Annotated in this window: 19 protein-coding genes and 5 pseudogenes; 11 read left to right on the top strand and 13 right to left on the bottom strand. The window is 68.9% G+C overall.

Annotation, left to right across the window (positions count from 1 at the left end; all coding sequences use genetic code 11):
* The first annotated feature begins 220 nt into the window (after positions 1 to 220).
* A complete protein-coding gene (locus ACPPVO_RS22645) occupies positions 221 to 1,327 on the top strand; it encodes an IS110 family transposase (protein ID WP_426513172.1) in 1,107 nt (368 codons plus the stop codon).
* Here the strand turns inward: ACPPVO_RS22645 and ACPPVO_RS22640 are convergent.
* Positions 1,299 to 1,523 (bottom strand): annotated as a pseudogene (locus tag ACPPVO_RS22640) (hypothetical protein); the annotation flags it as partial. The gene ACPPVO_RS22645 and the pseudogene ACPPVO_RS22640 sit on opposite strands and share 29 nt — an antisense overlap.
* A gap of 290 nt (positions 1,524 to 1,813) precedes the next feature.
* On the opposite strand from ACPPVO_RS22640, the gene ACPPVO_RS22635 reads away from it, so the two are divergent.
* On the top strand, positions 1,814 to 2,317 hold the full coding sequence (locus ACPPVO_RS22635) for a hypothetical protein (protein ID WP_426513171.1): 504 nt from the start codon (positions 1,814 to 1,816) through the stop codon (positions 2,315 to 2,317).
* 276 nt (positions 2,318 to 2,593) lie between these two features.
* Here the strand turns inward: ACPPVO_RS22635 and ACPPVO_RS22630 are convergent, their stop codons facing one another.
* Positions 2,594 to 2,848, bottom strand: coding sequence for a hypothetical protein (locus tag ACPPVO_RS22630; RefSeq protein ID WP_426513170.1), 255 nt, complete (start codon positions 2,846 to 2,848; stop codon positions 2,594 to 2,596).
* A gap of 366 nt (positions 2,849 to 3,214) precedes the next feature.
* Here ACPPVO_RS22630 and ACPPVO_RS22625 point away from each other — a divergent pair, with 366 nt between their 5' ends.
* Positions 3,215 to 3,706 carry a hypothetical protein gene (locus tag ACPPVO_RS22625; protein WP_426513169.1) on the top strand — a complete coding sequence of 164 codons (492 nt, stop codon included), beginning with the start codon at positions 3,215 to 3,217 and terminating at the stop codon, positions 3,704 to 3,706.
* Positions 3,707 to 4,485: 779 nt separating this feature from the next.
* On the opposite strand, the gene ACPPVO_RS22620 is transcribed toward ACPPVO_RS22625, so the two are convergent.
* The 3 genes and pseudogenes from ACPPVO_RS22620 to ACPPVO_RS22610 all read right to left on the bottom strand — a co-directional run bounded on the left by ACPPVO_RS22620 (position 4,486) and on the right by ACPPVO_RS22610 (position 8,732).
* Positions 4,486 to 5,700: a glycosyltransferase family 2 protein gene (locus ACPPVO_RS22620; protein WP_426513168.1), complete on the bottom strand. Its 1,215-nt coding sequence runs from the start codon at positions 5,698 to 5,700 to the stop codon at positions 4,486 to 4,488.
* 232 nt (positions 5,701 to 5,932) lie between these two features.
* Positions 5,933 to 7,341: pseudogene (locus tag ACPPVO_RS22615) on the bottom strand (IS1380 family transposase).
* 603 nt (positions 7,342 to 7,944) lie between these two features.
* Positions 7,945 to 8,732, bottom strand: a protein-coding gene (locus ACPPVO_RS22610) for an IS5 family transposase (RefSeq protein ID WP_426514666.1) whose coding sequence is annotated in 2 segments (ribosomal slippage) — positions 7,945 to 8,399 and positions 8,399 to 8,732 — 789 coding nt in all. Because the reading frame shifts where the segments join, the coding sequence is not laid out codon by codon here.
* 508 nt (positions 8,733 to 9,240) lie between these two features.
* Here ACPPVO_RS22610 and ACPPVO_RS22605 point away from each other — a divergent pair.
* The 5 genes from ACPPVO_RS22605 to groL all read left to right on the top strand — a co-directional run bounded on the left by ACPPVO_RS22605 (position 9,241) and on the right by groL (position 14,075).
* Positions 9,241 to 9,732: a hypothetical protein gene (locus ACPPVO_RS22605; RefSeq protein WP_426513167.1), complete on the top strand. Its 492-nt coding sequence runs from the start codon at positions 9,241 to 9,243 to the stop codon at positions 9,730 to 9,732.
* 138 nt (positions 9,733 to 9,870) lie between these two features.
* Positions 9,871 to 11,001, top strand: coding sequence for an ISL3 family transposase (locus ACPPVO_RS22600; RefSeq protein ID WP_426513166.1), 1,131 nt, complete (start codon positions 9,871 to 9,873; stop codon positions 10,999 to 11,001).
* A gap of 491 nt (positions 11,002 to 11,492) precedes the next feature.
* Positions 11,493 to 12,077, top strand: a complete 585-nt coding sequence (locus ACPPVO_RS22595) for a cupin domain-containing protein (protein WP_426513165.1) — start codon at positions 11,493 to 11,495, stop codon at positions 12,075 to 12,077.
* A 61-nt stretch (positions 12,078 to 12,138) separates the two neighbouring features.
* Positions 12,139 to 12,309 (top strand): hypothetical protein, encoded by a 171-nt coding sequence (locus tag ACPPVO_RS22590; protein ID WP_426513164.1) that lies wholly within the window; start codon positions 12,139 to 12,141, stop codon positions 12,307 to 12,309.
* A 185-nt stretch (positions 12,310 to 12,494) separates the two neighbouring features.
* The gene (gene groL / locus ACPPVO_RS22585; protein WP_426513163.1) at positions 12,495 to 14,075 is read left to right on the top strand and encodes a chaperonin GroEL; all 1,581 of its coding nucleotides are present in this window, start codon (positions 12,495 to 12,497) and stop codon (positions 14,073 to 14,075) included.
* Positions 14,076 to 14,105: 30 nt separating this feature from the next.
* Here the strand turns inward: groL and ACPPVO_RS22580 are convergent, their stop codons facing one another.
* The 5 genes from ACPPVO_RS22580 to ACPPVO_RS22560 form a co-directional block, all read right to left on the bottom strand.
* Complete coding sequence (locus ACPPVO_RS22580) at positions 14,106 to 14,603, bottom strand: inorganic diphosphatase (RefSeq protein ID WP_426513162.1); 498 nt, start codon at positions 14,601 to 14,603, stop codon at positions 14,106 to 14,108.
* Between the two features lie 61 nt (positions 14,604 to 14,664).
* Positions 14,665 to 16,155, bottom strand: a complete 1,491-nt coding sequence (locus ACPPVO_RS22575) for a glycosylase (RefSeq protein WP_426513161.1) — start codon at positions 16,153 to 16,155, stop codon at positions 14,665 to 14,667.
* Entirely contained in the window at positions 16,152 to 17,300 is a 1,149-nt protein-coding gene (locus ACPPVO_RS22570; RefSeq protein ID WP_426513160.1) for a glycosyltransferase, read from the bottom strand. Before ACPPVO_RS22570 ends, ACPPVO_RS22575 begins: the two co-directional genes overlap by 4 nt.
* 119 nt (positions 17,301 to 17,419) lie before the next feature.
* Positions 17,420 to 18,373: a nitroreductase gene (locus ACPPVO_RS22565; RefSeq protein ID WP_426513159.1), complete on the bottom strand. Its 954-nt coding sequence runs from the start codon at positions 18,371 to 18,373 to the stop codon at positions 17,420 to 17,422.
* A 300-nt stretch (positions 18,374 to 18,673) separates the two neighbouring features.
* Entirely contained in the window at positions 18,674 to 18,802 is a 129-nt protein-coding gene (locus ACPPVO_RS22560) for a hypothetical protein (RefSeq protein ID WP_426513158.1), read from the bottom strand.
* 461 nt (positions 18,803 to 19,263) lie between these two features.
* On the opposite strand from ACPPVO_RS22560, the pseudogene ACPPVO_RS22555 reads away from it, so the two are divergent.
* Positions 19,264 to 19,951, top strand: a pseudogene (locus tag ACPPVO_RS22555) (IS6 family transposase).
* 60 nt (positions 19,952 to 20,011) lie between these two features.
* Here the strand turns inward: ACPPVO_RS22555 and ACPPVO_RS22550 are convergent.
* The 3 genes and pseudogenes from ACPPVO_RS22550 to ACPPVO_RS22540 all read right to left on the bottom strand — a co-directional run.
* A pseudogene (locus ACPPVO_RS22550) lies at positions 20,012 to 20,328 on the bottom strand (transposase); the annotation flags it as partial.
* A 34-nt stretch (positions 20,329 to 20,362) separates the two neighbouring features.
* Positions 20,363 to 21,448: an integrase core domain-containing protein gene (locus ACPPVO_RS22545; protein WP_426513157.1), complete on the bottom strand. Its 1,086-nt coding sequence runs from the start codon at positions 21,446 to 21,448 to the stop codon at positions 20,363 to 20,365.
* 310 nt (positions 21,449 to 21,758) lie between these two features.
* Positions 21,759 to 21,988, bottom strand: a pseudogene (locus tag ACPPVO_RS22540) (transposase); the annotation flags it as partial.
* Positions 21,989 to 22,367: 379 nt separating this feature from the next.
* On the opposite strand from ACPPVO_RS22540, the gene ACPPVO_RS22535 reads away from it, so the two are divergent.
* Positions 22,368 to 22,877: a winged helix-turn-helix domain-containing protein gene (locus tag ACPPVO_RS22535; protein WP_426502512.1), complete on the top strand. Its 510-nt coding sequence runs from the start codon at positions 22,368 to 22,370 to the stop codon at positions 22,875 to 22,877.
* A complete protein-coding gene (locus ACPPVO_RS22530) occupies positions 22,778 to 23,368 on the top strand; it encodes an IS630 family transposase (protein ID WP_426502513.1) in 591 nt (196 codons plus the stop codon). The genes ACPPVO_RS22535 and ACPPVO_RS22530 overlap by 100 nt, the downstream gene beginning before the upstream one ends.
* The last annotated feature ends 1 nt before the right edge of the window (position 23,369 follow it).

Here is a 23,369-nt window from a genome sequence, read left to right as displayed (position 1 = left end):
GCCGGTCCGATGCCTGACCTACGGCAGAACTGACCCGCTTGGTGTCCTTGCCCGGACGCGTCGGCTGCGGACCGGCACCATAGCCACGAAGCCTTGTGGCGACCGGTCCGGGCGGATGTGACCTGATAGGAACCTGCCGCGAACAGTTGCCCCATCGCTGTTGTGTCCGCCCGTCCCGGCACCTGGTCGCCTGTTCGGAGAAGGGCAACCTATGTCTAGCGTGACCGCCCGCAAACCGGATGTCATCGGCGGGGTCGACTGCCATGCCGACACCCACGAATCCGCCGTCCTCAACGCGCAGGGCCGGTTGCTGGCCACCGCACGGTTCGCGACCACCGTAGAGGGCTACCAGCACCTGCTGGAATGGATGAGCAGCCACGGCCACGTCCTGGAAGTCGGGGTCGAGGGATCGGGTTCCTACGGCGCCGGCCTGACCCGCCACCTACGCGCCGCGGGCATCAAAGTCGTGGAGGTCAACCGCCCGCACCCCCACACTCGCGCCCGGCGAGGCAACAACGATGCCATTGACGCTGAGGCCGCCGCTCGGAAAGTCCTCGCCGGGGAATGCACCGCGGTCCCGAAGGACACGACCGGCATCGTGGAGGCGATCCGCCAGCTGCACCTGGCCCGCGCCAGCGCCGTGCAGGCTCGCACCGCCGCGCTCAACCAACTCGACGACCTTATCGTCACCGCGCCCGCCGACGTGCGCCAAGCACTGACCGCCAAAACGTTGCCCGGTAAAGCCGGCCAGTGCGCCAGATGGCGCCCCGATCGGGCTCGTCTGGCCGAACCCGCACAGGCGGCACGCACAGCGCTGCGTAGCATCGCTCGACGCATCCACGCCCTCGGTGAGAAGATCGCAACACTCGATGCACAACTGTCCACATCGGTCAAACGCGCAGCCCCGAAAACCCTGGCGTTGCTAGGCGTCGGCCCGGTCCACGCCGCTCAGATGCTTATCACCGCCGGCCAGAACATCACCCGCCTGCGCACCGAGACCGCCTTCGCCCACCTGTGCGGTGCAGACCCGATCCCGGCCCCGTCCGGCAAGACCGAACGCCACCGACTCAACCCCGGCGGCGACCGCCACGCCAACCGCACCCTCTACATGATCGCTATCGTTCGGTTGCGATATTGCCAACGCACTCGGGACTACACCACCCGCCGCATCACAGACGGCAAGTCCAAGAAAGAGATCATTCGCTGCCTCAAACGCTACATCTCCCGCGAGATCTACTACACCCTTGTGGCCGACCTACAGAATCTTGCCCCAGCCACTAGACGGTCTATAGGAACGCCCTGGCCACGTCGGCCAGCAGCGGCGTGAACCGCTGCACCCACCGGAACATCGTCACGTGGTCGACCTCGACACCCCGCTCGAGGAGCAACTCTTCAACGTCGCGGTAGGACAGGTTGAACCGCAGATACCAGCGCACCGCGACCACGATCACGTCTGGCGGAAACCGGAACCCGACGAACGCAGACCGCGGTGGCGACGGCGGCCGCCGGCTTGGGAGCCTCACTGCCCAAGCCTGCCTGGATGTTGTCGAGCGACGAATGCAACAGAGCCCGGCAAGTGCCTCGCCGGGCAATCGGCGCGCCTCGGGCCTTCGGCCGACGGCGCGCCGAACCCGGTGGCGCGCAAACCGCGCCACATCGGCAGGAGCTGCAGCGATCCGTCCCGTGCCGCTGCAGCGCGTGTTCCAAACGCAATAACTGGTACCTCGCGTGTCGGACGAGCTACGAGATCGGACGGTCCGTCCCCTACAGCATGTCGGCTGACGCCCGTGCACGGCCGTCGTACCATGCGCCTGTGACCCGGACACAGCGCATCATCCGAGTGACGGTTGTCCTGGGCCTGGTCGTGACGGCAGCGCTGGGATGGAAGCAATACCAGGAGAACAACCGGGAAGCCGAGTTCAAGAACGAGATGGCCCGGCACGGGATGCTCGTGGTCGGCCAAATCTCGCGGCAGAACAGGGTCGGATACGACAACAAGGGCCACCGCATAGGCATACCGGTGGCGGTGGTCAACTACGAGGTCCGTGGTAACCCGTACAGCTTCGAGATGGATTGCAGGGTCGATCCGTGCCCGCTGCCGGTGGCGAAGTCCACCATGAACCTCTGGGTGAACCCGGACGCCCCGAATGCGCTGGTCACGGAGGACGGCTATACGAACCACCGGTTCGACGACACCAGCTACGCCTACCTTCTCGGGGCCGTTGGGGTGCTGCTCATCGGCGCCGGCATCGTCTTCATCCTGGTAGTCACCGACCAGGCGTTCCGGGGCGGCCAGCCCAAAGGTCCCGTGGTGTAGTCCGCGCAGCAGCTCGGCCTGACCGGACGTACTGCTGAGCGCAACCGGACCCAGATCCGCGAGGCGCCTTGGTTCGGGGCCGCCGGTGGGCAACTCGCCGACCCGGCGTTGCTCGGAGCGGCGTCCCGGCTCGATCCGGACATGGTGACGGTGGCGGTCGGCGACGGAATCGGCGTGGCCTGCTATGACGTCTCTCGGCGTCGGTGGCACTCCCGACGCGCTGACAAGGCGGCCGGGTGGCCAAGCCCGGCCGACGAAACCGCCGATTGGCCGACCCTATGCGTCGGAGCGGGCCGGCGTCTTCTGGCTCAGTGCGCAGCGCCAGCCGTCGCCTGCCCGGACGTAGACCTCGGTGATCCATTCATCGGCGGTGTACAGGCTGCCGTCCCAGGTGCCGGCGCTGGTCTTGCGCGCCGTCAGAACGATGGTGTCGCCGGCATGTACCACGTGCTCTGGGCCTACCGAGGTCATGCGGTCGTGCCGCAGACGACCAGAGGCGATCCAGCCGATGATGTCGGACTTGGGGGTCACGCCGTCCGGGCCGACGTAGACCCAGTCGTCGTTCAGAAGGACGCGACCCGTTCCGGGTGGTTGGCAAGCAGCGCTTCGTCCCACCGCGCCGACAGCGCACGAACCTCATCCTCAGCACCCATTGTGTGATCGTATCGACCCGGATCGCGCCACTCCGGTCTCGGCTCCCGTGGCGGAGCCGCCGGCAGCCGACGCACGCACCCCAAGTTGCGGACTCAACTCTGTGTTGCCAGCACTGATCTTGGCGTACGAATCTGGCGCCGATCGCGAGTGCACAGGCGGTGGTTCGGTCACCCCGTGTGATGGACGCCCGCGCCGGCCGGCGCGCTGTCCTGCCGATGAGCGCAAACTGCTCCAGCTGCCGACATGGCCGGTAACGTGCCCATTCAGCAGGAAGGGTCGCCGATGGACGCATTGATCGGTCGTAAGCTCGTGAAGGTCGTGCGGCTGGCCTGGCATTGGGCGGGCGAACCCGACGATCTCAGTGTTGGGCCGGTGCATCTTGTGTTCGATGACGGTCGAGGGCTCTTCCTGGCCGGCCAGAGCGACTGGACCCTCAACCTTGTGCAGACCGACCCGGGCGATGACAGATGGCTTGACCCCTACGACTATGACTACGACGGTGGGCGTTGGTTGCCGCGGGACGCCTCGACTGAGTCGCCGTTCGCCTCAGTCAGCGCAAGGCCCCTCACTGAACTGGCGTCGATTCGCAACGAGGTCAACGAGGTGATCGGCCTCAGGCTGGACTTCGATGGCCACATGCTGACGCTCAAAACGTTGCAGGGAGAGGTCAAAACCTACCTGCCGGAGTATCCGCTCATCAGCGAGTCGGTCGCCGCCGGCGGTGGGTTGTCCTGATCGAGTCGCCTCAGGGCGCCGGTAGACAATGAGTGCCTGCCGATCAGTGTCTGGGTCCGCGACGAGAGTCAGCGGCGCTTGGCAGGCCCGCAGGACGTTCTACATCTCGTCCCGCCTCCGCTGCCGCCCGGGTGGTACGACCCCCTGGCCAACCTGCAAGATCGCCATACGTTTCCCATGCTTGCGCACGTCGATCCCTACGGGAACACCATCTTCAACCGGTCCCAGATGACGACGCTACTGGAGGAACTGGCGAGGCTTGAGCCACAAGTTCGGCCGGCGCCCTGCGCGTGCTGATCGGGACCTACGCTGACAAGCCGCACCGCTACCTCTGGTTCGTCGGCGACTGAGCGACCTCTACCCTCGACACCTACGGCCGAAGGTGCGCCGCCTGACCAGTCCCTGCCCGGCATCTGCCGCCGGGCGCACTCGTCGCGTTTCGGCTCATGCCACGATGTACTCGTCTACTGGTGGCCTGAAGCAACCGGCAACGGGTTGAACTGCCAATCTGTTGCCAGCTGCGCCCAGACTGGCAGCAAGCAGCCCGGCGAACGCAAAGCGGGCCTGCGCCGCAACGACGCAGACCCCGCAACCCCCAATAACGCTCAGCCGCGCCGGCGGCGCACCCGCGGAACCAGCCGCAGCAACGCCATCCCACCCACGATCAACGTCGCCGCCAGGACCAGCTGCCAGCCGATCGACAGCCCCGTGACAGGCAGCACCGCCACTCCGGCGCCAGCTCCGCCGACAACACTCGATTCGTACATCGTTCTCCCTCCTCAGGCGTTGATCCATTCGCGGTCCGCGCCGCGGACCGTCTTCCATGCAGCCAGCCAATACACGCCCGACCGCCATTGCTCATATAGCCACTCCGGCACCAGCAAGGCCGCCAGCAAAACATCACCCGGCCGTCCCCGGCGAACCGTCCAAACGCGCTCCAACAGGAACAGCAGCGTCAGCGGCAGCCAGCGCGGATCGAACGGCAGGCCACCCGTCACCGCAGCAAACACGGCCAGAAACGTCACGTAGGCCGGGCCGAGCAGCGACCCGAAATAGATGCCGGCCTGCCGGAGCCAGTTCCCTGCGGTCCGACGATTCCATCCGTATAGGCGAAGGCTGTCGAGCATGCCTCGCTGCCAGCGAATCCGCTGATCTTTCAGCGCCTGCCATGTCGGCATCGAGTCCGTGAGTGCGGTCGCTTTCGCCGGCGCGACCGGTCGATAGCCGAGAGCCTGCACGGCGAACGTGAGCTCGATGTCCTCGGTCGCAGTGTCGCGGTGGTACAGCTCGCCGGGATACCCGGGCAACCGCCCGTCTGCGCGAGCATCGAGGATGTCCCGTATAAGGCGAACGCTGAACAAAGTGGCAACACCGGACAACACGAGAGCCTTGTCCAGGCGGCGGGCGACCTGCCGGGCGAACCTGGCGTACTCGTTGCGTTGTAGCCTGTCGAGAAGGCTCCGCCCGTCGCGCGAGGTATGGAAACTGGCGCAGGCCGCGCCGACCGGGCGACGCCAGCGGTGTCCGCGGCGAGGCCGAGTGAGCGCACGCACGGCGTGCTGGGTGAAGTCAGGATGCAGAATGCTGTCGGCGTCCGTCACCAGCACGAATTCGTCGTCGTTCAAGCCGGGCAGCAGGTGGCTGACCGCCCAGTTGAGTGCGCCAGCCTTCTTGTGCGGGTTCCGACCGGGGAACTCGCGGACTTCAGCGCCGACGGCCGCGGCAACATCAGCAGTGTTGTCCGTGCAGTTATTCGGGACGACGACGATCCGGTCGATGGGCGGCGACCACTGCCGGCGCAGCGCCTTGATCGTAGCGGCGATGGTGGCGGCCTCGTTGTATGCCGGCACGACCGCGACGATGCGGGCCGAGGGCCGAGTCAAGGACTTCCGCTGTTTCGGGATGGCACTGACGATGACGGTCTGGTCATCGTCCACGCGACCAGTGACGACGGTGGCATCACGATCGATGAGGACGGCGGCTTCGTCGGGCATGGTTAAGCGCACGGCGGGGCCGCCCTCCTGATGCTTGTGCGGGCGGCGCCTCGACAGATCGGGCGGCGCCCGCGAATCCGCGTGCCGGCTTAGCCCGCCTCTTTCACGATGGGTTGATCATGTTGAGGTGACGGCCGGCTGGGTCGGGCTGGTGACCTGGGCAGCTTGGGGTGCCCGATGCTGGGATCGGGTCCTCCGCGGCCCTTTCGGTTGGTGGGACTGACTTCCTGGTTCAGGTGATCGGCCGTGGGAGTGCGGCGATCCGGGTGAAGGCGTCGGCCAGATCTGTTGCCCAGGGCCAGTTTTCGGCGATGCGGAGCCGGGTCCGGCGGCCGCTGCGGGTGACCCGTGCGGCGACGTGCAGGAGCCGGTAGCGCAGCTTCTTCGGTTCGGCGGCGGCCAGTTCGTGGTGCAGCAGCAGGGTTTTGGTCCAGGCGAGGAGGTCGATGGCGGTCAGGGCGAGTTCGAGCCAGGCGGCGTTGATGGCGAAGTCGCGGGAGGGGAAGCGGCCCAGACCGGTCTGTTTGCGCAGCGGATGCGGTCTTCGACCCGGGCGTGGGCGCGGTGACGGGCTTCGCGGTATTGGATCGGGCCGTGCCCGTAGGGGGTGTCGGTGATGACGAGTTGGTGGCGCCAGCCGACGATGTGGTCGAACAGCGACAGTTGGGCGCCGGGGTGAGGCAGTTCGCGGCGGACGATGACGCGGGTGCCGTCGGGGTGGGCGGTGGTGTCGATGAGGTCGGTAATCTCGCAGATCTCGGCGTGGTCGCGCGGGTCGGCGTCCTGGTCGAGGGCCGGGATCCACAGGTCCGGCTCGTCGATGATGCGGGCGAGGACGGCGCGGACGGGTTCGGTGATGGCGAGGCCGACGGAGAAGCGGATGTCCAGGCCCTGGTTGCGTAACGCGCGGATGTGGGCCAGGAACTGGCTGCTGGAGCCGGCGGTGTCGGCGCGGACCAGGATCGGCTGGCCGTGGCGGTGCGGGTCGGGGATCTGGGCCAGGCAGGCGTCGAGGACGGCGATGTGGTCCGCGGCGGTGTTGCTGCCGGCGTTGCCGGGCCGCAGGATGCCGGCGAGGGCCTCATTGGTGTTGTCCAGGAACCCGAAGATCGGGTGATAGCCGAACGTGTGCTTGAACGTCGGCGCGGCCTGCTCCTTCTCCGAATGGCAGATCACCACGCTGGCGTCGATGTCGATGACCAGACCGGGGAGGTCGCGGCCGGCGGCCCGTGCGGCCGGGATCACCCGGCCGGTCTCGGTGGCCTGCGCCCAGGCCAGTTCCCGGGCTTGGGCCCGGGCGGCGCGTAGTGCGGCCAGTTGCGCCTCGCCGGTGCCGGCCAGGACCCGCCACGCGGTCGGGGTCGAGGCGACCGGCCCGAACACGGCCGGCTGCTGACGCAGCACGGCCAGATCGCTGATGCTCTGCCCGCCGTCGGCGAGCATCACCGCCACGTCGACAGCGACGCGACCCGGGTCGTGGCCGGTGTCCCGCCGCCGCAACCCTGTCAGGGCGTCGCTGAACGCCTGGGTCAGACCTGTGGCGTCAGCGAGGTCGGCCAGGAGCCGGGTTCCGGCGTGGGAGACCACGCCGGTGCCGTCTGCAGTGACGGTGAGTTTCGGTCGGGTCCGGGTAACCTGCATCCAGAAAGTGCCTTCCGTACGGGCGTGATGAGACCTTCGACAAGCCTCATTGTCCCAGTTCAGAAGGCACTTTCGCGTTTCACGTCCATCTCGTGGATCACCGATCCTGAAACGCCCGGGCTAGGTTCGCTGCACCAGACACCCTGGCGAAGGTCTCCACGGAAATGTTGACCACCTCCAGCGCCCCCAGTGCGATTCCTACCATCGTCGCAGCGCGTAGGACGCGACGCCGCGCGGCGGAGGCGGATCGGGCGGCAGCAAGCACCACGACCGCGTAGACGCTCAGCAACACCGCCGGCTCGGCCAGGTACACCGCGCTGCCGCGCTGATGCAGGAAGGACGGGTAACCGATCAACCCGCCGCGACAAGGGCCACGTCGACGCCGAGCACGGCCAGAAAAGCGCTGCGCATGCCGCCCATCCTCGACGCCACAGTGCTCAACGGCAACCATGCTGCGCAGTAGCACAAGACGTTGAGTCCTCTCAATGGACCCGCCCACGGGGTGATGGCCCCGCCGACCTCTGGATTCCTGCCGGGTTACAGGAGACGGAACATCGTCGTCGACGTACGTGGCTCGCCAACTAACAAGTCCTAACAGAATGATCACTTGATGAGTCGGCGGTAGCAGATGATGGAGCAGGCGAGGCTCATGAACGCTTCGTGGATGTCGTCGCGGATCTCCCAGCGGATGCGGAGGCGGCGGAACCAGTGCAGCAGCGCGACCGTCTGCTCGACCACCCAGCGGTGAACGCCCAGCCCGGAGCCGTGCTCGACGCCGCGGCGGGCGAAGTAGGGGGTGATGCCCTGATCGCGGACCCGGTCGCGGTAGATGTCGAAGTCGTAGGCCCGGTCGGCGTACAGGCTGTCGGGGCGTCGGCGGGGCCGGCCGCGTTTGCCACGTATCGGCGGGATGGCGTCGATCAACGGCAGGAGCTGCGTGACGTCGTGGCGGTTGCCGCCGGTCAGGCTGACGGCGAGTGGGATGCCCGCGCCGTCGGTGATGACGTGGTGTTTCGAGCCGGTCTTGGCGCGGTCGACCGGGCTCGGTCCGGTTTTGGGCCGCCCTTCAGGGCCCGCACATGCGAGCCGTCGATCACCGCCTTGGACCAGTCGAGCTTGTCCGCGGCGCGTAGCTCGGCCAGCAGGAGCTCGTGCAGACGTTGCCAGACCCCGGCCTCGTGCCACTCGGCCAGCCGCCGCCAGCAGGTCATCCCAGACCCGAAGCCCAACTCCTGCGGCAGGAACTCCCACGGGATCGCCGTGTACAGCACGAACAGAATCCCGCACAGCACCTGCCGGTCCGGCACCCGTTTCCGCCCGGGGTTACGCAACCGCCGCGGGTGCCGGGGCAACAGCGGCTCGATCCGCTCCCACAACCCGTCCGGCACCATCCATGGTGGCTGCTCGCCCTTCCGCACGGTCGACACTATAGATCATCGTCCACAAAGGACGGAAGTCCCTAGATCATTCTGTTAGGACTTGTAAGTCCGGACGCCGCCAAGTCATCGCCACCTTCACCCGGACGCCGCCACCTTGACGCGGACGGGACAGTAGCGCTGTCCGTTCCGGCTGAACCCTGCACACGCCGACACGCTGACCAGCGGCTCGTACCGTGAGTCCGTACGGTCGGAGCCCCGTTGTCCAGACCTACCTTGCGTATTCGAGTTCGGTCGACGGACGCGCGGCCGACCAAACTCCCGAGCCCGGCGCGCAGGGCAAGACACGCCGCCCGTCCGCAACGTAGGTCCGGACAGTCAAGATCAGATGCAAGGTACGACCGTCCGGATGAGTTCAGGCCCCGCCAATCGTCCTTTACGACCTACGAATGGAATTGATAAATTGCCATGTGTCGCTTCCTATCACCGTGCCCCGCACGGTCACCCCGAGAAAGGACGGCACATGAGAATCATCCGCGGCGCACTCGCCGCCACCACCGCTATGCTGGCGGCCCTTACCCTGTGGGCGGCGCCTGCCCACGCCGATATCGCACCGCCCCAGCCCTTCTACGCAGACTCCGCGAACCCCTACTTCGACACCTGCCCCCACGGGATCACCAAAGGAACCCTCCTTTGGAACACGCCTGGGCCCGTCGCGCCCATCGCGGTCAAAGTCAGCGGCGAGGTCGTCGACCGGCCAACCCCCGGCAGCACCACACCGAGCTGCGCCCCCGACGACTACTCCAGCACGGCAATCTTCACCGCGTACAACGGCAGCGCCGTCGTCGGCTACAAGACGGTGACGGTCGACAACGGCGTCAAGCAATTCCAGTTCACCCTCGGCGGCAACAGCACCACCTCGGTCCTGACCAAGCTAACGGTTCAGGTATGCCGGGATCCGGTGCACACCCTGCCGCCAAGTTACTGTGGTAAGACCGTCACATACTCGGGATAACGCACTTCGTCGACGCCGCCGGGGCAGGCTCTCCGCCACGGGACTGTAAAACTAACGGCTCTGGCGCAAAGACGGTGGTGGGTCTGTCCTTAGTGGTCGGTTGCGGTAGGGCACACTCCACGCCGGTGTGCCTCCGATGTGATCAAGGTGTTGTTGCCTCAGCTGTCCTCGCTGTTGATCGATGAGGTGGTGGAGCAAGGATCGACGCTGCTCGTACGGGTCCGCACGCCAGCGGTTGCGGTGGCCTGCCCTCAGTGTGCTCAGCCGACCGAACGTTTGCACGCCTACCACGTACGGCGGCTGGCCGATCTGCCCGCCGCTGGCCGTGGCGTGGTCGTTGAGCTGCGGGTGCGGCGTCTGGTGTGCCAGACCGCCGGTTGTGCGCGACGCACGTTCCGAGAACAGGTACCCGCGCTCGCGCACCGGTGGGCGCGACGCACCCGGCAGCTGACCGCGCTGATCGCGGACCTGGCGGTGGTCGTGGCCGGCAGGGCCGGAGCAGCAGTGCTGTCCCGGCTGGGCGTGCGCGTGTCCAGGAGCACAGTGCTGCGGGTGCTCATGGGCATACCGACCCCGGCTGCGCCAGCACCGGCCGTGCTGAGCGTGGACGATTGCGCTCTGCGCCGGGGCCGCCGGTACGCGACCTTGCTCATCGACGCGGTCACGCACCGCCGCATCGACGTGTTACCGGACCGCAAGGCCGTCACCCTGGCAGCTTGGCTGCGCGAGCATCCCGAGGTCGAGATCGTCTGTCGTGATGGGTCCGCGGCATACGCGGAAGCCATCCGCGACGGGGCACCACAGGCGGTGCGGGTCAGTGACCGCTGGCACCTGTGGAACAACCTCGCCAAGACGGTCGAGAAGACCGTGATCGCACACAGCAGCTGCTGGCACACCGGCCTACCCCGGCAGACCACGGCACTCGATGACCGCACCAAGGCCCGGCACGCCGCCGTGCACGCCCTGCTCGAGCAGGGCATCGGTCTGCTGGAATGCGCCCGCAAGCTGGGCTGGGCGCTCAACACTGTCAAGCGCTATGCCCGCGCCGCCACCGCCGACGAGCTGCGGCGGCCACCGAGGTACCGGCAGACGCTCGTCGATCCGTACCGCGATCACCTGCGCCGGCGGCTCGCCGACGAACCCGACGTCGCGGTGACGCGGCTGCTGGCCGAGATCCGCGACCTGGGCTACACCGGCAGCGCCAACCTGCGGATGTCACGCCGCCAAACGACGCTCGTGTTTCCCTTCGCAGCCAGCCGTCCGTGTTGACGTCCTCCGTGTCCTGAGGCGCCGGCGGGTGGGTATCGCACCGCCACAACGCAGCGGAAAGGCCGTCATCGCTGCCGCAAGTGCTCTGACTTCGTCCTCGGGTGCCCCGGTCGGCAGTGTGGCAACCGCCAGCGTGGTGTCGGCTGTCCCGTTGGCCCAGGTGGCGTGCAGATCCGTTCGTTGCACGTCGATGGCATATCGCGTCATGTTCGTCCCCATACTGCTGTTCGTGATGATCAGTGGCCATTGCTGTCGATGGTGCTGGTCGGATCACCGGGCAGGGAGGTGCCATAAGGTGCCACCTTCGGGCGGCGGTGGTGGCGGCGAAGCGAGCGGGTGCGGTTCGCCGGTGAGTGCGGCGGCGGCGCGGGCCACCTCGCGCAGGTCCGCGCGGACGTAGGTGGCAGTCGTGCCGGCGTCGCTGCGGCGTTGTGGCCGGCGAACGCTTTGGCCGCGTTCAAGTCCATCTCCGCCACCGATCAGGAGCCGTCATGACGACCTTCCGCCGCCCCGGCGACGTCCCCACCCGAGTCTTCGACTGGGGCACCATCAAGTGGCTGGTCACCCCGCACCTCGACGCGGGCGGCGGCCTGACCACCGGTGAGGTGATCATCTACCCGGCCCAGGGCCACGCCCCGCACGTGCACCCGCACGAGGAGGAGGTCATCTACGTGATCTCCGGCGAGGGCGAGCAGACCGTCGGCGACGGGCCCGCGTTCCCGATCCGGGAGGGCGACGCCGTCTACATCCCGGCCAGCGACTGCACTCGACGTACAACACCACCTGGCGCCCGCTGCGCCTGGTGGTCGTCTACACCCCGGGCGGGGCCGAGACCGGCCTCGACGCCCTGCCCGACGCCCGCATCATCGACCCCGGCGTCGCACCGGCCTGGAGCCAGGTCTGCTGAGGCCATCCGGCGGACCGTCCGGCGCGACCGGGCGGTCCGCCGTCCGCATCGGTCACCATCAGACCGCCGCACCTTTGGATGTCCGGCGTTCGGGGTATTGTTAGGCAAGGTGGCGCTAGGTCATGTTGGTGTGACGCTCGGTTCCTGCCGCTTCGACGGGTCTCGCTGATCAACTCAAACCGCGTTGCGACCGCCATTTTCCGCGCATGCAACGACATGAGGAGCATCCCGTGTTCATCGACAAGGCTGAAATCGTCGCCGCCCTGCGGTCCAGAGGGCTGGACGCCCGGGCCGACTGGGTCGACCGGGCACTGCCCGAGTTCGTCGACACCTCCGCGAACGCCGCCCTGCTCCAGACGCTCGGCATCTCCGTGGATCACGTCCCCGCGCAGCAGCACTGACACCGGGCCCGGACCGCCTCGTATTGCGTTCGCGGCCGGGCTGGTGCTACACCGTAGTTAGCACTCACCATCAGCGAGTGCTAACCGAAGGGATTGCATCCCGCAGTGCGGACCGGGTTCGACGGTCATCGCTGGTCGGTCCGTACGGTGCCGAATCCCGGCGCGCTGAACAGAGGACACCGACGATGGCCAAGTTGATCGCATTTGGGGAAGAGGCCCGCCGCGGCCTCGAACGGGGCATGAATCTCCTGGCCGACACGGTCAAGGTAACGCTCGGCCCGCGGGGCCGCAATGTCGTGCTGGACGCCCAGTACGGCGTGCCGACCATCACCAACGACGGCGTGAGCATCGCCCGGCAGATCGATCTTCAGGACCCCTACGAACGGCTCGGCGCCGAGCTGGTCAAGGAGGTCGCCAAGAAGACCGACGACGTCGCCGGCGACGGCACCACCACCGCGACGGTGCTGGCGCAGGCGCTCGTGCGCGAGGGGCTGCGCAACGTCGCCGCCGGCGCCGACCCGATCGCGCTCAAGCGGGGCATCACCTGGGCCGTCGAGGCGGTCACCGATGCGCTGCGTGGTCAGGCGCGGGCGGTGGAGACCCGGGCCCAGATCGCCGCGACCGCCGCGATCTCGGCCGGTGACGCGGCCGTCGGCGAGATGATCGCCGACGCGATGGACCAGGTCGGCAAGGACGGCGTCATCACCGTCGAGGACAGCAACACCTTCGGCCTCGAGCTGGAACTCACCGAGGGAATGCGGTTCGACAAGGGCTACATCTCGCCGTACTTCATGACCGACCCCGAGCGGATGGAAGCCAACCTCGAGGACTGTCACATCCTCGTCGTGGACAGCAAGATCTCCCGGCTGCAGGATCTGCTGCCCGTGCTGGAGACGGTCATCAAGAGCGGCCGGCCGCTGCTGATCGTGGCGGAGGACGTCGACGGTGAGGCCCTCGCCGCCCTCGTCGTCAACAAGGTCCGCGGCACGCTGACGGCGGTCGCGGTCAAGGCCCCCGGGTTCGGCGACCGCCGCAAGGCGATGCTGACCGACGTCGCGATCCTGACCGGCGCCCAGGTGGTCACCGACGAGGTCGGCCTCACCCTCGAGCACGCCGGGCCGGAGGGACTGGGTCACGCCCGGACCGTCGTGGTCACCAAGGACGAGACGACGATCGTCGGCGGAGCCGGTGACCCCGCGCTGCTCGCGGGCCGCATCGGCGAGATCCGCGCCGAGATCGAGCGCAGCGACAGCGACTACGACACCGAGCGGCTCCAGGAGCGGCTCGCCAAGCTGGCCGGCGGCGTGGCGGTCATCAAGGTGGGTGCCGCCACCGAGGTCGAGCTGAAGGAGCGCAAGCACCGGATCGAGGACGCGGTGCGCAACGCCCGGGCCGCCGTCGAGGAAGGCCTGCTGCCGGGTGGCGGCGTGGCACTGGTCAACGCGGCCGCGACCGCGTTCGACAAGCTCGGCGACCTCGTCGGCGACGAGGTGACCGGGGCGAACATCGTCCGGGTCGCCCTCGCCGCGCCGCTGCGGCAGATCTCCGTCAACGCGGGCCTGGAAGGCGGCGTGGTCGTCGAGAACGTCCGCGGGCTCCCCCTCGGCCACGGCCTCGACGCCGAGAGCGGCCGTTACGTCGACATGATCGAGGCGGGCATCGTCGAGCCCGCAAAGGTCACCCGGTGCGCACTGGAGAACGCGGCGTCGATCGCTGCGCTGTTCCTGACCACCGAGGTGCTGGTGGTCGACAAGCCCGACAGCTGAGCCGACCGTTGCCGATCGGAGCGGCCCGCATCAGCCGGCCGCTCCGCCGACGGCGCGCCGGAAGGACCGGGCGACCTCCGCCTCCGCCTCCGCGCGGCCCGCCCAGACACCGCGCTCGGCCTCGACGCTCTTATCCGGTTCAAGGGCCTGGTAGATCTCGAAGAAATGCTGGATCTCCAGCCGGTGGAAGGCCTCGAGGTCCGGCAGGTCCACCAGGTACTCCAGCCGCAGGTCGGCGGAGGGGACGCAGAGCACCTTCGCGTCCGGGCCCTTGGCGTCGCGCATCCGGAATATGCCGAAGGCCCGGCAGCGGATCTGGCAACCGGGGAAGGTCGGCTCGCGCACCAGGACGAGCGCGTCGAGCGGATCGGCGTCCTCCCCCAGGGTGTCCTCGATGAAGCCGTAGTCCTCCGGATACTGGGTGGCCGTGAACAGCGTGCGGTCCAACCGGATCCGGCCGGTGCCGCGGTCCAGCTCGTACTTGTTGCGCGTGCCCTTCGGGCTCTCGACCGTCACGTCGAACTCCATGGGCGTCACACTCCTCGGCCCGACGCTGTCGGCCACCGGGGTCTGGAGCGGCGTGCCCACCCTACGCCACGGCCGGCGTTGCAGTCGGTGCCATGGCGGCGAGGAGCGCGGCCAGGGCGATGGTGGCGAAGCCGACGCGAACGTCGCCGGCGCCGTAGGGCAGCCACAGTACGCCGTCGTGGACGAGGCCGCCGCAGGAGTAGACGACGTTGGGCACGTAGCCGTCGCGCTCGGTCTCGTCGGGGGCGAGGAGCGGGTCGACGAGCTCACCGATGACGAGCTCGGGCTGGTGCAGATCGAGCAGCAGCGCCCCGATGGCATACTGCCGCATCGCGCCGACGCCATGGGTGAGCACGAGCCAGCCGGCGTCGGTCTCGATCGGTGAACCGCAGTTGCCGACCTGGATGAGGTCCCAGCCGCGGGACGGTCCGCGCAGCGGCACCGGCAGGCTCCACCGGCTCTTGCCGTCGAGGGTGATGAGGCCGATGGTCTCGCCGTCGGTGCGGCTCAGCGCCAGGTGCCGGCCGCCGACGGTGCGCGGGAAGAGCGCGATGCCCTTGTTCCGGGCGCCCGGGCCACGCATCGGTGTCATGGTGAAGCGGCGCAGGTCCGTGCTGCTGACCATCCGGGTGGCGATGTCGCGGCCGTCGTAGCCGGTATAGGTGGCCTGGTAGACGGGCTCGGCGGCGGCGTCCCGGAACCGGATGAAGCGGGCGTCCTCCATGCCGTTGCTCTCATCGGGGGTGTTCGGCCAGAGCACCCGCTGGTGCAGCTGGCTGTCGGCGGGGAAGGCGGTCGCGTAGCTGGCAGCGTTGGTCCGGCGCAGCTGTTCGAGGGTGCCCTGCGCGGCCACCCGGGAGTGCAGGGCGGACGGCAGGCGCCCGATGGCCCGCTCCAGGGCCGCCTCGTCGAAGGACGCGGGGAGGGTGTCGAGCACGCCGGCGGAGATCTCGTTGTCGCCGCCCTCGTCGGTCATGCCGGCGGCGAGCAGGTCGCGCCGATGGTTCGCGGTGGTCAGCCGGCCCACCACGAGGGGGCCCGAACGGTCGGTGACGGCCAGGCGGGTGGCGGGACCGACCACGGCGCTGGCGAACCCGACGGACGACAGATGCCCCTCGCCGATCTGGCGGAGGCTGATCGCGACGCGCAGCTGGCCGGCGTCGAGCGCGGACTGGTCCGGATGCTCGACGATCGACGGGTTGCACAGCGCCGCGCCCTCCACCGCGTATTCGTGCGTGAAGTAGGCGCCGACGAGCAGCCGGCCCGCGGGCGACAGCGTGTCGGCGCGGGCGACCCGGTGCCGGACGATCTCATAGTGCTGCCGGAAGGTGTACTCCAGGTCGCGGTGCCGCCGGCCGAACCGGGTGAGGGTCTGGCGCAGCTGCCCGTCGGCCTGCTCGTCGCTGAGGTCCGCGATGCGGTCGACCAGTGCGTGGGTGCGCCGGTCGACCAGCACGGCGTCCTCGCCGGGCATGAACAGTTTGACGATCACCCGTCGCGGGTCCGGGGTCAGCGCCAGGTCGCTGCGCGTCACCAGTGCCGGCCCGTTCACGATCGGGACCCGGCAGTCCGCGCCGCGCGGCCGTGACTCGTGGGCGAGGCGGCAATGAGCTCGGCCGCGAGGGCCTCGTACTGCGCGGCGACGGCGGGCCATCGCAGGGTGGGCGCGCGGGGCCGGGACATCCGGGCGGCCATGGCGGGATCGGTGAGGATCCGCCGGATCGCCTTGGCCAGCGCGGCGGGGTCGCGGTGGGGCACGAGTAGTCCGCGGCCGTCATTGAGCAGTTCCACGGCGTGCGGGAAGATGGTGGCGACGACCGGGACGCCCGCGGCGACCGCCTCGGTGAGCACGCCGGATGTGACCGGCTCGATCGAGTCGTACGGCAGGACCACCACGTCCGCCGACCGGATCAGGCCGCTCAGCGTTTCCTCGTCGTGGTACTCCGCCCGGTAGTCCATGGCGTGCGCGACCCCCAGTTGCGCGCCGAGGCGGTGCAGACCGGCCCGGTACGCCTCGCCGTCGTGCGCGACGACCTTGGGGTGGGTCTGCCCGGCGACGGTGAAGCGCGGCGCCGGATCGAGGTCCTGCAGCATCGCGAGGGCGCGCAGCGCCCATTCGATGCCCTTGCCCGGGCCGAGCAGGCCCCAGGTGAGCAGGTGCGGCCCGGCCCGGCGCGGGGCCGTGGGGTCGGCGGGCTCGGCGCTGCCGTGCGGGATGACCGCGACCTTGCCGGGGTCGACGGCGTAGCCGCGCAGCAGGCGGTCGCGGGCGGTGCCGGTCATCGTGACGACCGCGCCGGCCGCGGCCGCTATGGCCTCCAGCAGCGTTCGCTGTCCGGGAGTCGGGGTGCTTAGGACGGTGTGCAGGACCACGATGCTGGGCACCGTGAGCCGCCGCAGCAACGGCAGGACGTCCCCGCCGTCGCGGCCGGGATAGATACCGAATTCGTGCTGCACGACGGCGACGTCGTAGGTGTTGAGGGCGTTCGCCGCAGCCAGCCAGCCGGCGACGCTATCGGCCGCCCAGGTGTGCACGACGCCTAGTCCGGCCCGCGGGTCGTCGCCGGGGCCGGTGACCCGGACGACCCCGCCCGAACGCCCGGCCGTCGTGAGCTGCGCGGCCAGGGCGCCATTGAAGGAGGCCAGCCAGCAACGGGTCGGCGGATGCGTGCTGAGCAGCCCATATGTGGCAACCATGGATCGTGTCCGTTCATTGCCGGTGGCACTGGAAAGGAGAGGCGGACAGCCGACGAGTCATCGGGCACGCGAGAGACGACGTTCGGCGCGGCCCGTCATCGTCATCGTCAGCGTCAGCGTCAGCGCCGAACGATGACCTGTGCGGCCGGATCGCGCTGCGGGCCGGGCGGTGGCGCGGTGGCGCGGCCGAGGCGCAGCAGCAGGTACGGGTAGCCGACGCAGCCGATCATGATCTGGACGGCCTGCCGCGTGGCGACCACCTCGACGGCCGCGCTCAGGGGCAGGACCGAGACGCCGGCCGCGGTGGCGGTCAGCCAGCCGGCCGAGAGCGCCTCGCCCGCGCGCAGCCAGTCCTCCGGCTCGTCGGTGTGGCCGTAGAGCAGCACGAACGTCGCGCCGCCGGAATCGGCCAGGCCCGCCGGTCCGCCTTCGGTGGAGCGGTCCTCGGGCCCGGCCGGACCACCGGAGGCGATCCGGGCGAGGTCGAGGACCTCGTCGGGGTAGAGCACGTGCAGCGACGTCTCCTCGGCCCGCACCGCGGCGGTGATGGTCTTGAGCTGCGCCGCGGCGATCGGCGCACCGGTGACCGGCGACCGGTCGGTGCGGCGCAGGGGGATGCTGTGCACGAGCGGAGCGGCGTCGGCCGGCTCGGCCGGTGAGCGCTCCTCGAGCCGCAGCGAGGCGAGGCGGTCCGGATCGGCGGGGTCCGGCCGGCGGTTCACCGTGAGCCGCCAGCCCTCCGCCGCCAGCGCGATCCGGGCGTGGTGGAGCGCCGCGCCGCAGCTGATGATCGCCAGGCGGCCGTCGACGTCGACGTTGGCGTTGATGCGGCCGCGGTCGAGGTACAGGGACAGGGTGTTGCCGGTCAGCCGCCACCGCCACGGCCGGCTGTCGAGGATCGAGGGCGCATAGCCGGCCACGTTGGCCGCCGCCACCAGCGCATGCACCACGGCCTGGGCCCCGATCGGGTGGATCGTCGCACCGGTCGGCGCCCCGTCGGCCGGTTTCACGTTGTCCGGACCCGTCGAGTCGTGCCGGCTACCGGGCCTGGGCTTGAACTGGACGACCTGCATGTCGGGCGGACCTCCGGACCGGCGCCGCGGAGCGGCGGGTGCAGGCGAGAAGGAGTAGTCGCCCAGGCCACGCGCGGACGCATCAGAACGGGCCGCAGCCTGAGCCTACGCCAGTTCGGCCCGAGGCCCTGTGACGGACATCGCCTCTGCCGGCCAGAGGCGTGCGGTCGCCGCTGCCGACCCGCCCGAAGCGTCCGATCGTCACTGCCGACCGGCCCGAGACGTGCGATCGCTGCTGCCGACCGGCCCGAGGTGTCCGATTGGTGGTGCCGGCCGGCCCGGGGCCGACCGGCAGCGACGTCAACGGCCGGTGGGCGGGATCAGCGAGGTGTTGGTGGAGGCGTGCTTGGCCTTCTTCGCGGCCCGCTTCTCCTTCAGCGTACTGCCCTGCTTCTTGCGGTCTTCCTTGTGCGCGGACTTGCTCGCCATGGTGACCTTCTCTCATTCGTCGAAGGTGCGGCGTGAGCCCAGCCGGTGGCTGAGCCCGGATCGATGGCCGGCGCGTGCACACCGCCGGACGTACCACCGGGAAGCGTCCTGCATCGGAGCTCAACAGTGGATGCGTCCGTCAGCGAGGTGCGGATCGGCCACCGGGGTCCCGAGCGACTGTGGTCATCGTACGCGCCAAATCAACGGATCGGCCCCCAGCGCGCACTGACCGGGTGCGCCGCCTCAGCTGCGGCGGGGTCGGGCCCGGCGGGCAGGCGGGACCGCCAGCGCTGCAGTACCGACGGTGGCAGGAGGGCGGCGCGGAGGCGGGCCCGGCGGGTGGCGTGCGCGGCCAGGCCGGTGCGGACCGCGCGGATCGCGGCGGGCGGGTCTGTTGCGTTGAGCGTGCCCTGGGCAGGCAGGCTTGCGCGGTGAAGGTCCCGAACCGCCGGCGTCCGTCCTTGCCACCACGGTCGGCGTTTGCCGGGTTCCGGTTCCCGCCGGACGTCATCGTGGTCGCCGTACGGCTGTACCTGCGCTACAGCCTGTCTTACCGCGATGTCGAAGAACTGCTGCTCGAGCGTGGCGTTGAGGTCGATCACGTCACCGTCTTCCGGTGGCTGCAACGGTTCACGCCGCTGCTCGCCGACGCGGCCCGGTGCTGTCGGCATTCGCCCGGCGGCAGGTGGTTCGTCGATGAGACATATGTCAAGGTCAGCGGTATCTGGCGGTACGTGTACCGGGCAGTCGACCCAAACAGCCAGGTCATCGACGTGCTCGTTTCCCCGCCGGGACACTGCAGCGGCCCGCCGGTTCTTCCATCGAATGTTAACCGCCTTGCAGGTCACGCCCAGCGAGGTCGTCACCGACGCGACACCGGTGTACCCAGCCGTGCTCGACGAACTGGTCCCGTCGGCGTGGCACCACGTCGAACGGCATGCCAACAACCGGATCGAAGCCGACCACAGCCAACTGCAGCACCGGCTCAGACCGATGCGCGGGCTACCCACCGACCGGACCGCACAGACGATCATCGCCGGACACGCCTTCATGCAGAACCTCCGCCGCGGACACGACGAACTCGGACTCGACGCCCCGCGCGGGATGCACATCGCTGCGGCGTTCGCCGAGCTCGCCACCGCGATCTGAAGACCGGCCGCACTCGCTCAACGCGCCCTCCGACCGGCAAATGCAACAGCGCCGTGAGACGGCCAGTGGGATGCCGGCGCCCTCGGTCAGGATGTGGTGCTTGGAGCCCGGACGGGCGCGGTCGACCGGGCTCGGACCACTTTTGGGCCGCGGCGAGCAGCGCGGACGTGGGAGGAGTCGATGACCGCCCGGGACCAGTCCAACTTCCCGGCGGTGTGCAGTTCGGCGAGGAGCAGTTCGTGCAACTGTTTCCAGACCCCGGCCCGGTTCCATGCCTCCAGGCGCCGCCAGCACGTCATCCCGGATCCGAACCCGAGTTCCTGGGGCAGGAACTCCCATTGGATGCCGGTGTGCAGTACGAACAGGATCCCGGACAGCACCTTGTGGGGCTCGGAAAGTCGTCGCTGCAGGTCAAGCGGCATAGCGGTACTCGTTGATGACGCCGCCGAGGATGCGGGTACGCGGGAGTCGACGGCTTTCGAGTTCGTGTACGGCGATAGGCTGTTGGTCAGTGGCCGGCGGGAGTTGGTCGCGGGCCCGGTGAGGGCGGTGCTCGTTATAGTGCCGCTCGTAGGTGGCCAGGACGTGCCGGGCGTGGGCCTCGTTCAGGATGAGCACATGGTCCAGGGCCTCGCGCCGGATGCTGCCGATGACCCGCTCGCAGTGGGCGTTCATCCGAGGGGCCTGCGGTGCAGACTTGAGGATCTCCATCTCCTCGTCCTCGAAGACGGCGTCGAAGGACTGGCCGTACTTGCCGTCGCGGTCGCGTAGCAGGAAGCGCAAGGACGGCATGCGCGTGCCGAGGTCGGCGGCCAGGTTCCGGGCCTGTTGTACCGCCCACTCCCGGGTGGGGTGGGCGGTGACGCCGGCGATGTGCAGGCGTCGGGTGCCGTGTTCGAGGAACGCCAGCGCGTAGAGGCGCCTGCCGAGGGCGGTGTCGATATGCAGGAAGTCGACGGCAATGATGCCCTGGGCCTGGTTGGTGAGGAACTGGCGCCAGGTCGGGCCGCTACAGCGTGGGGCCGGGTCGATGCCCGCCGCGTGGAAGATCTCCCAGACCGTGGAGGCGGCGATAGGGTGACCGAGTCGGGCCAGCTCGCCTTGGATCCGCCTGCGCCCCCACTTTGCGTTGTCTCGAGCGAGCTGCAGGATCAGCTTCTTGAGTGCCGCCTTGGTCGGCGGGCGTCCGGTGCGGGCGCGCCGGGCGCTGTAGTCCCACTTGGCGGCGATGAACCTGCGGTGCCAGGCCAGCAGGGTCCCAGGCGTGACCGGGAAGACCTCGCGCCAGCGGCAGCGGGGTATCAGGCCGGAGAGGGCGGCCAGCCAGAACCGGTCCGCGGGCTCGTAGCGGACCGAGCCGGCAATCTGACGGCGTAGCACCGCGTTCTCATGCCGGAGTACAAGCAACTCGGCGTCCTTGGCCGTGTCGCGGCGCAGCAGCACCCCGGGGAAGGACAGCAGCCGGCCGGCCATCGTGTAGAGCATGGAGATGATCACGCGGACATGGTCCCAGCCGAGATCTCTCTGCCATCCCGACCTGCGGCGATGACTTTACGAGCCCCACAGGATGCGTTCGGAGCCGGTTCGTGCGCCATCCGGAGACCCGCTGCGCGGGCAGGCATGTGAGCGATCCCAGCCGATAGACGTGGGTCAGGCGCGGCGGCAGGTGCACCTCGCCGAGGGCGTCGCCCACCGCAGCACGGCAGCCGCCGCGCCTACTCGGCACAGCCGTCGACAAACTACGATGAATGCATATCGCATGCCGGAGAAGCAGGACTCCACATCAACATGGCCCAACTCATCGCCAAAGACGCCAGCAATCGACCACCTCGGCATAGGCCGAGCCATGACCGCGACGGTGCTCAGCGACCAGCGACAGTTCCGCGAGCGACCGCACCGGCCCGTCCGCACACAGCACGGCATCGGCCAGCTCGAACACCGCATCCGCACGCGACGTCAAACAGGCGTAGAGCTCTTGCCGGAACCGTCGCAGCTCCCCGACGCCGCCCCACGAACCGGATCATGCACACTGACCACCAGACAGCTCTTCGTTGTTGATCTCTTCCCTAGACAAGAAGAATGACCAACCAAGAGCTGTCGTCACGATCGACCGGGGCCATCGGTCAGCCCGACGGTTCATGCTCGCCCGACTTCTGCTACTTCGCCGTTCCGCTGCCGGCAGCCCATTCCACGGGCGCCGAGGTGTAATGCTGCAGCAGCTCAACCATCTCCACGACCGGCATCGTCCCCCGTGGCATGGCGACGATGGCGATGGGTGAGCCGTACTTCTTAAAGATCTTTCGGTATTGAGGTGAGTCGTTGCGGGCTGATCGTGTTGCCGGGTACGAGAATCGGTGGCATGTCGGTCTCTGCACAGCCGGCGGGTCGGCGTGGTGCCGCTCGTCTGGATGTTGATGTGTTGCGGCAGCGCCGGATTCGGGCGGCGGAGTTGTTCGAGGACGGCGCGCGGCAGGCCGATGTGGTGACGCAACTGGGGGTCTCTGCGCAGACCGCGTCGCGGTGGCATCGGGCGTGGCGGGCCGGCGGCCGGGAGGCCCTGACCGGCGCGCAGCGACTGGGGCGTACGCCGCGGCTGTCGGACGAGCAACTGTCCGAAGTGGAGTCGGCACTGCTGGCCGGGCCGAAGGCCAGCGGGTTCGGCACCGACCTGTGGACCCTCGCCCGGGTGGCGGACGTGATCGAACGGGTCACCAGCGTGCGGTACGGGCCGACGCAGACCTGGACAATCCTGCGGCAGCGCCTCGGCTGGACCCGGCAGCGCCCGGCCCGGCGGGCCGTCGAACGGGACGACGCAGCGATCGAAGCGTGGGTCAAGCAGGACTGGCCCAGGATCAAAAGGGGGCCCGGCGACGGGGAGCGTGGATCTGTTTCCAGGACGAGAGCGGCTTCTCGCTCCTGCCCGTAGTCCGCGGCACCTGGGCACCGCGCGGGCAGACACCCGTGTTGCGGCACCGGTTCTCCTGGTCGCGGATGTCCATGGCCGGTGTGCTGGCCTACCGGCCCGACCGCTCCCGGGCCAAGCTGATCTTCCAGACCAAACCCGGCAGCTACAACACCGAAAGCCTCATCACGTTCCTCACCCAGCTGCGCCGGCACCTGCGCGGCAAGCCGATCGTGCTGATCTGGGACGGGCTGTCCGCGCACCGGTCCAAGGACATGAAGGCATGGCTGGCCACCCAGCAGCACTGGCTGACCGTCGAAGCACTGCCCGGCTACGCCCACGACCTCAACCCCATGGAACTGGTCTGGGGCAACCTCAAAGCCACCGAACTGGCCAACCTGTGCCCCGACATCCTCAACGACGCCGACACCGCCGCCCACACCGGCCTGCACCGCATCGGCAGCAGCTACCAACTCTGCTTCAACTTCCTCGACCACACCGGCCTACGTCTCTGAC

The organism is Dactylosporangium sp. McL0621 (assembly GCF_049995355.1).
Taxonomy (GTDB): Bacteria; Actinomycetota; Actinomycetes; order Mycobacteriales; family Micromonosporaceae; genus Dactylosporangium.
This window is presented reverse-complemented; position numbering and strand designations above follow the sequence as displayed.

Bases quoted from the DNA above. Each gene is read 5' to 3' on its own strand.
- ACPPVO_RS22605 (WP_426513167.1), top strand. From the start codon at position 9,241: ATGAGAATCATCCGCGGCGCACTCGCCGCCACCACCGCTATGCTGGCG.
- groL (WP_426513163.1), top strand. From the start codon at position 12,495: ATGGCCAAGTTGATCGCATTTGGGGAAGAGGCCCGCCGCGGCCTCGAA.
- ACPPVO_RS22580 (WP_426513162.1), bottom strand. From the start codon at position 14,603: ATGGAGTTCGACGTGACGGTCGAGAGCCCGAAGGGCACGCGCAACAAG.
- ACPPVO_RS22570 (WP_426513160.1), bottom strand. From the start codon at position 17,300: ATGGTTGCCACATATGGGCTGCTCAGCACGCATCCGCCGACCCGTTGC.
- ACPPVO_RS22565 (WP_426513159.1), bottom strand. From the start codon at position 18,373: ATGCAGGTCGTCCAGTTCAAGCCCAGGCCCGGTAGCCGGCACGACTCG.
- ACPPVO_RS22620 (WP_426513168.1), bottom strand. From the start codon at position 5,700: ATGCCCGACGAAGCCGCCGTCCTCATCGATCGTGATGCCACCGTCGTC.
- ACPPVO_RS22595 (WP_426513165.1), top strand. From the start codon at position 11,493: ATGACGACCTTCCGCCGCCCCGGCGACGTCCCCACCCGAGTCTTCGAC.
- ACPPVO_RS22560 (WP_426513158.1), bottom strand. From the start codon at position 18,802: ATGGCGAGCAAGTCCGCGCACAAGGAAGACCGCAAGAAGCAGGGCAGT.
- ACPPVO_RS22625 (WP_426513169.1), top strand. From the start codon at position 3,215: ATGGCCGGTAACGTGCCCATTCAGCAGGAAGGGTCGCCGATGGACGCA.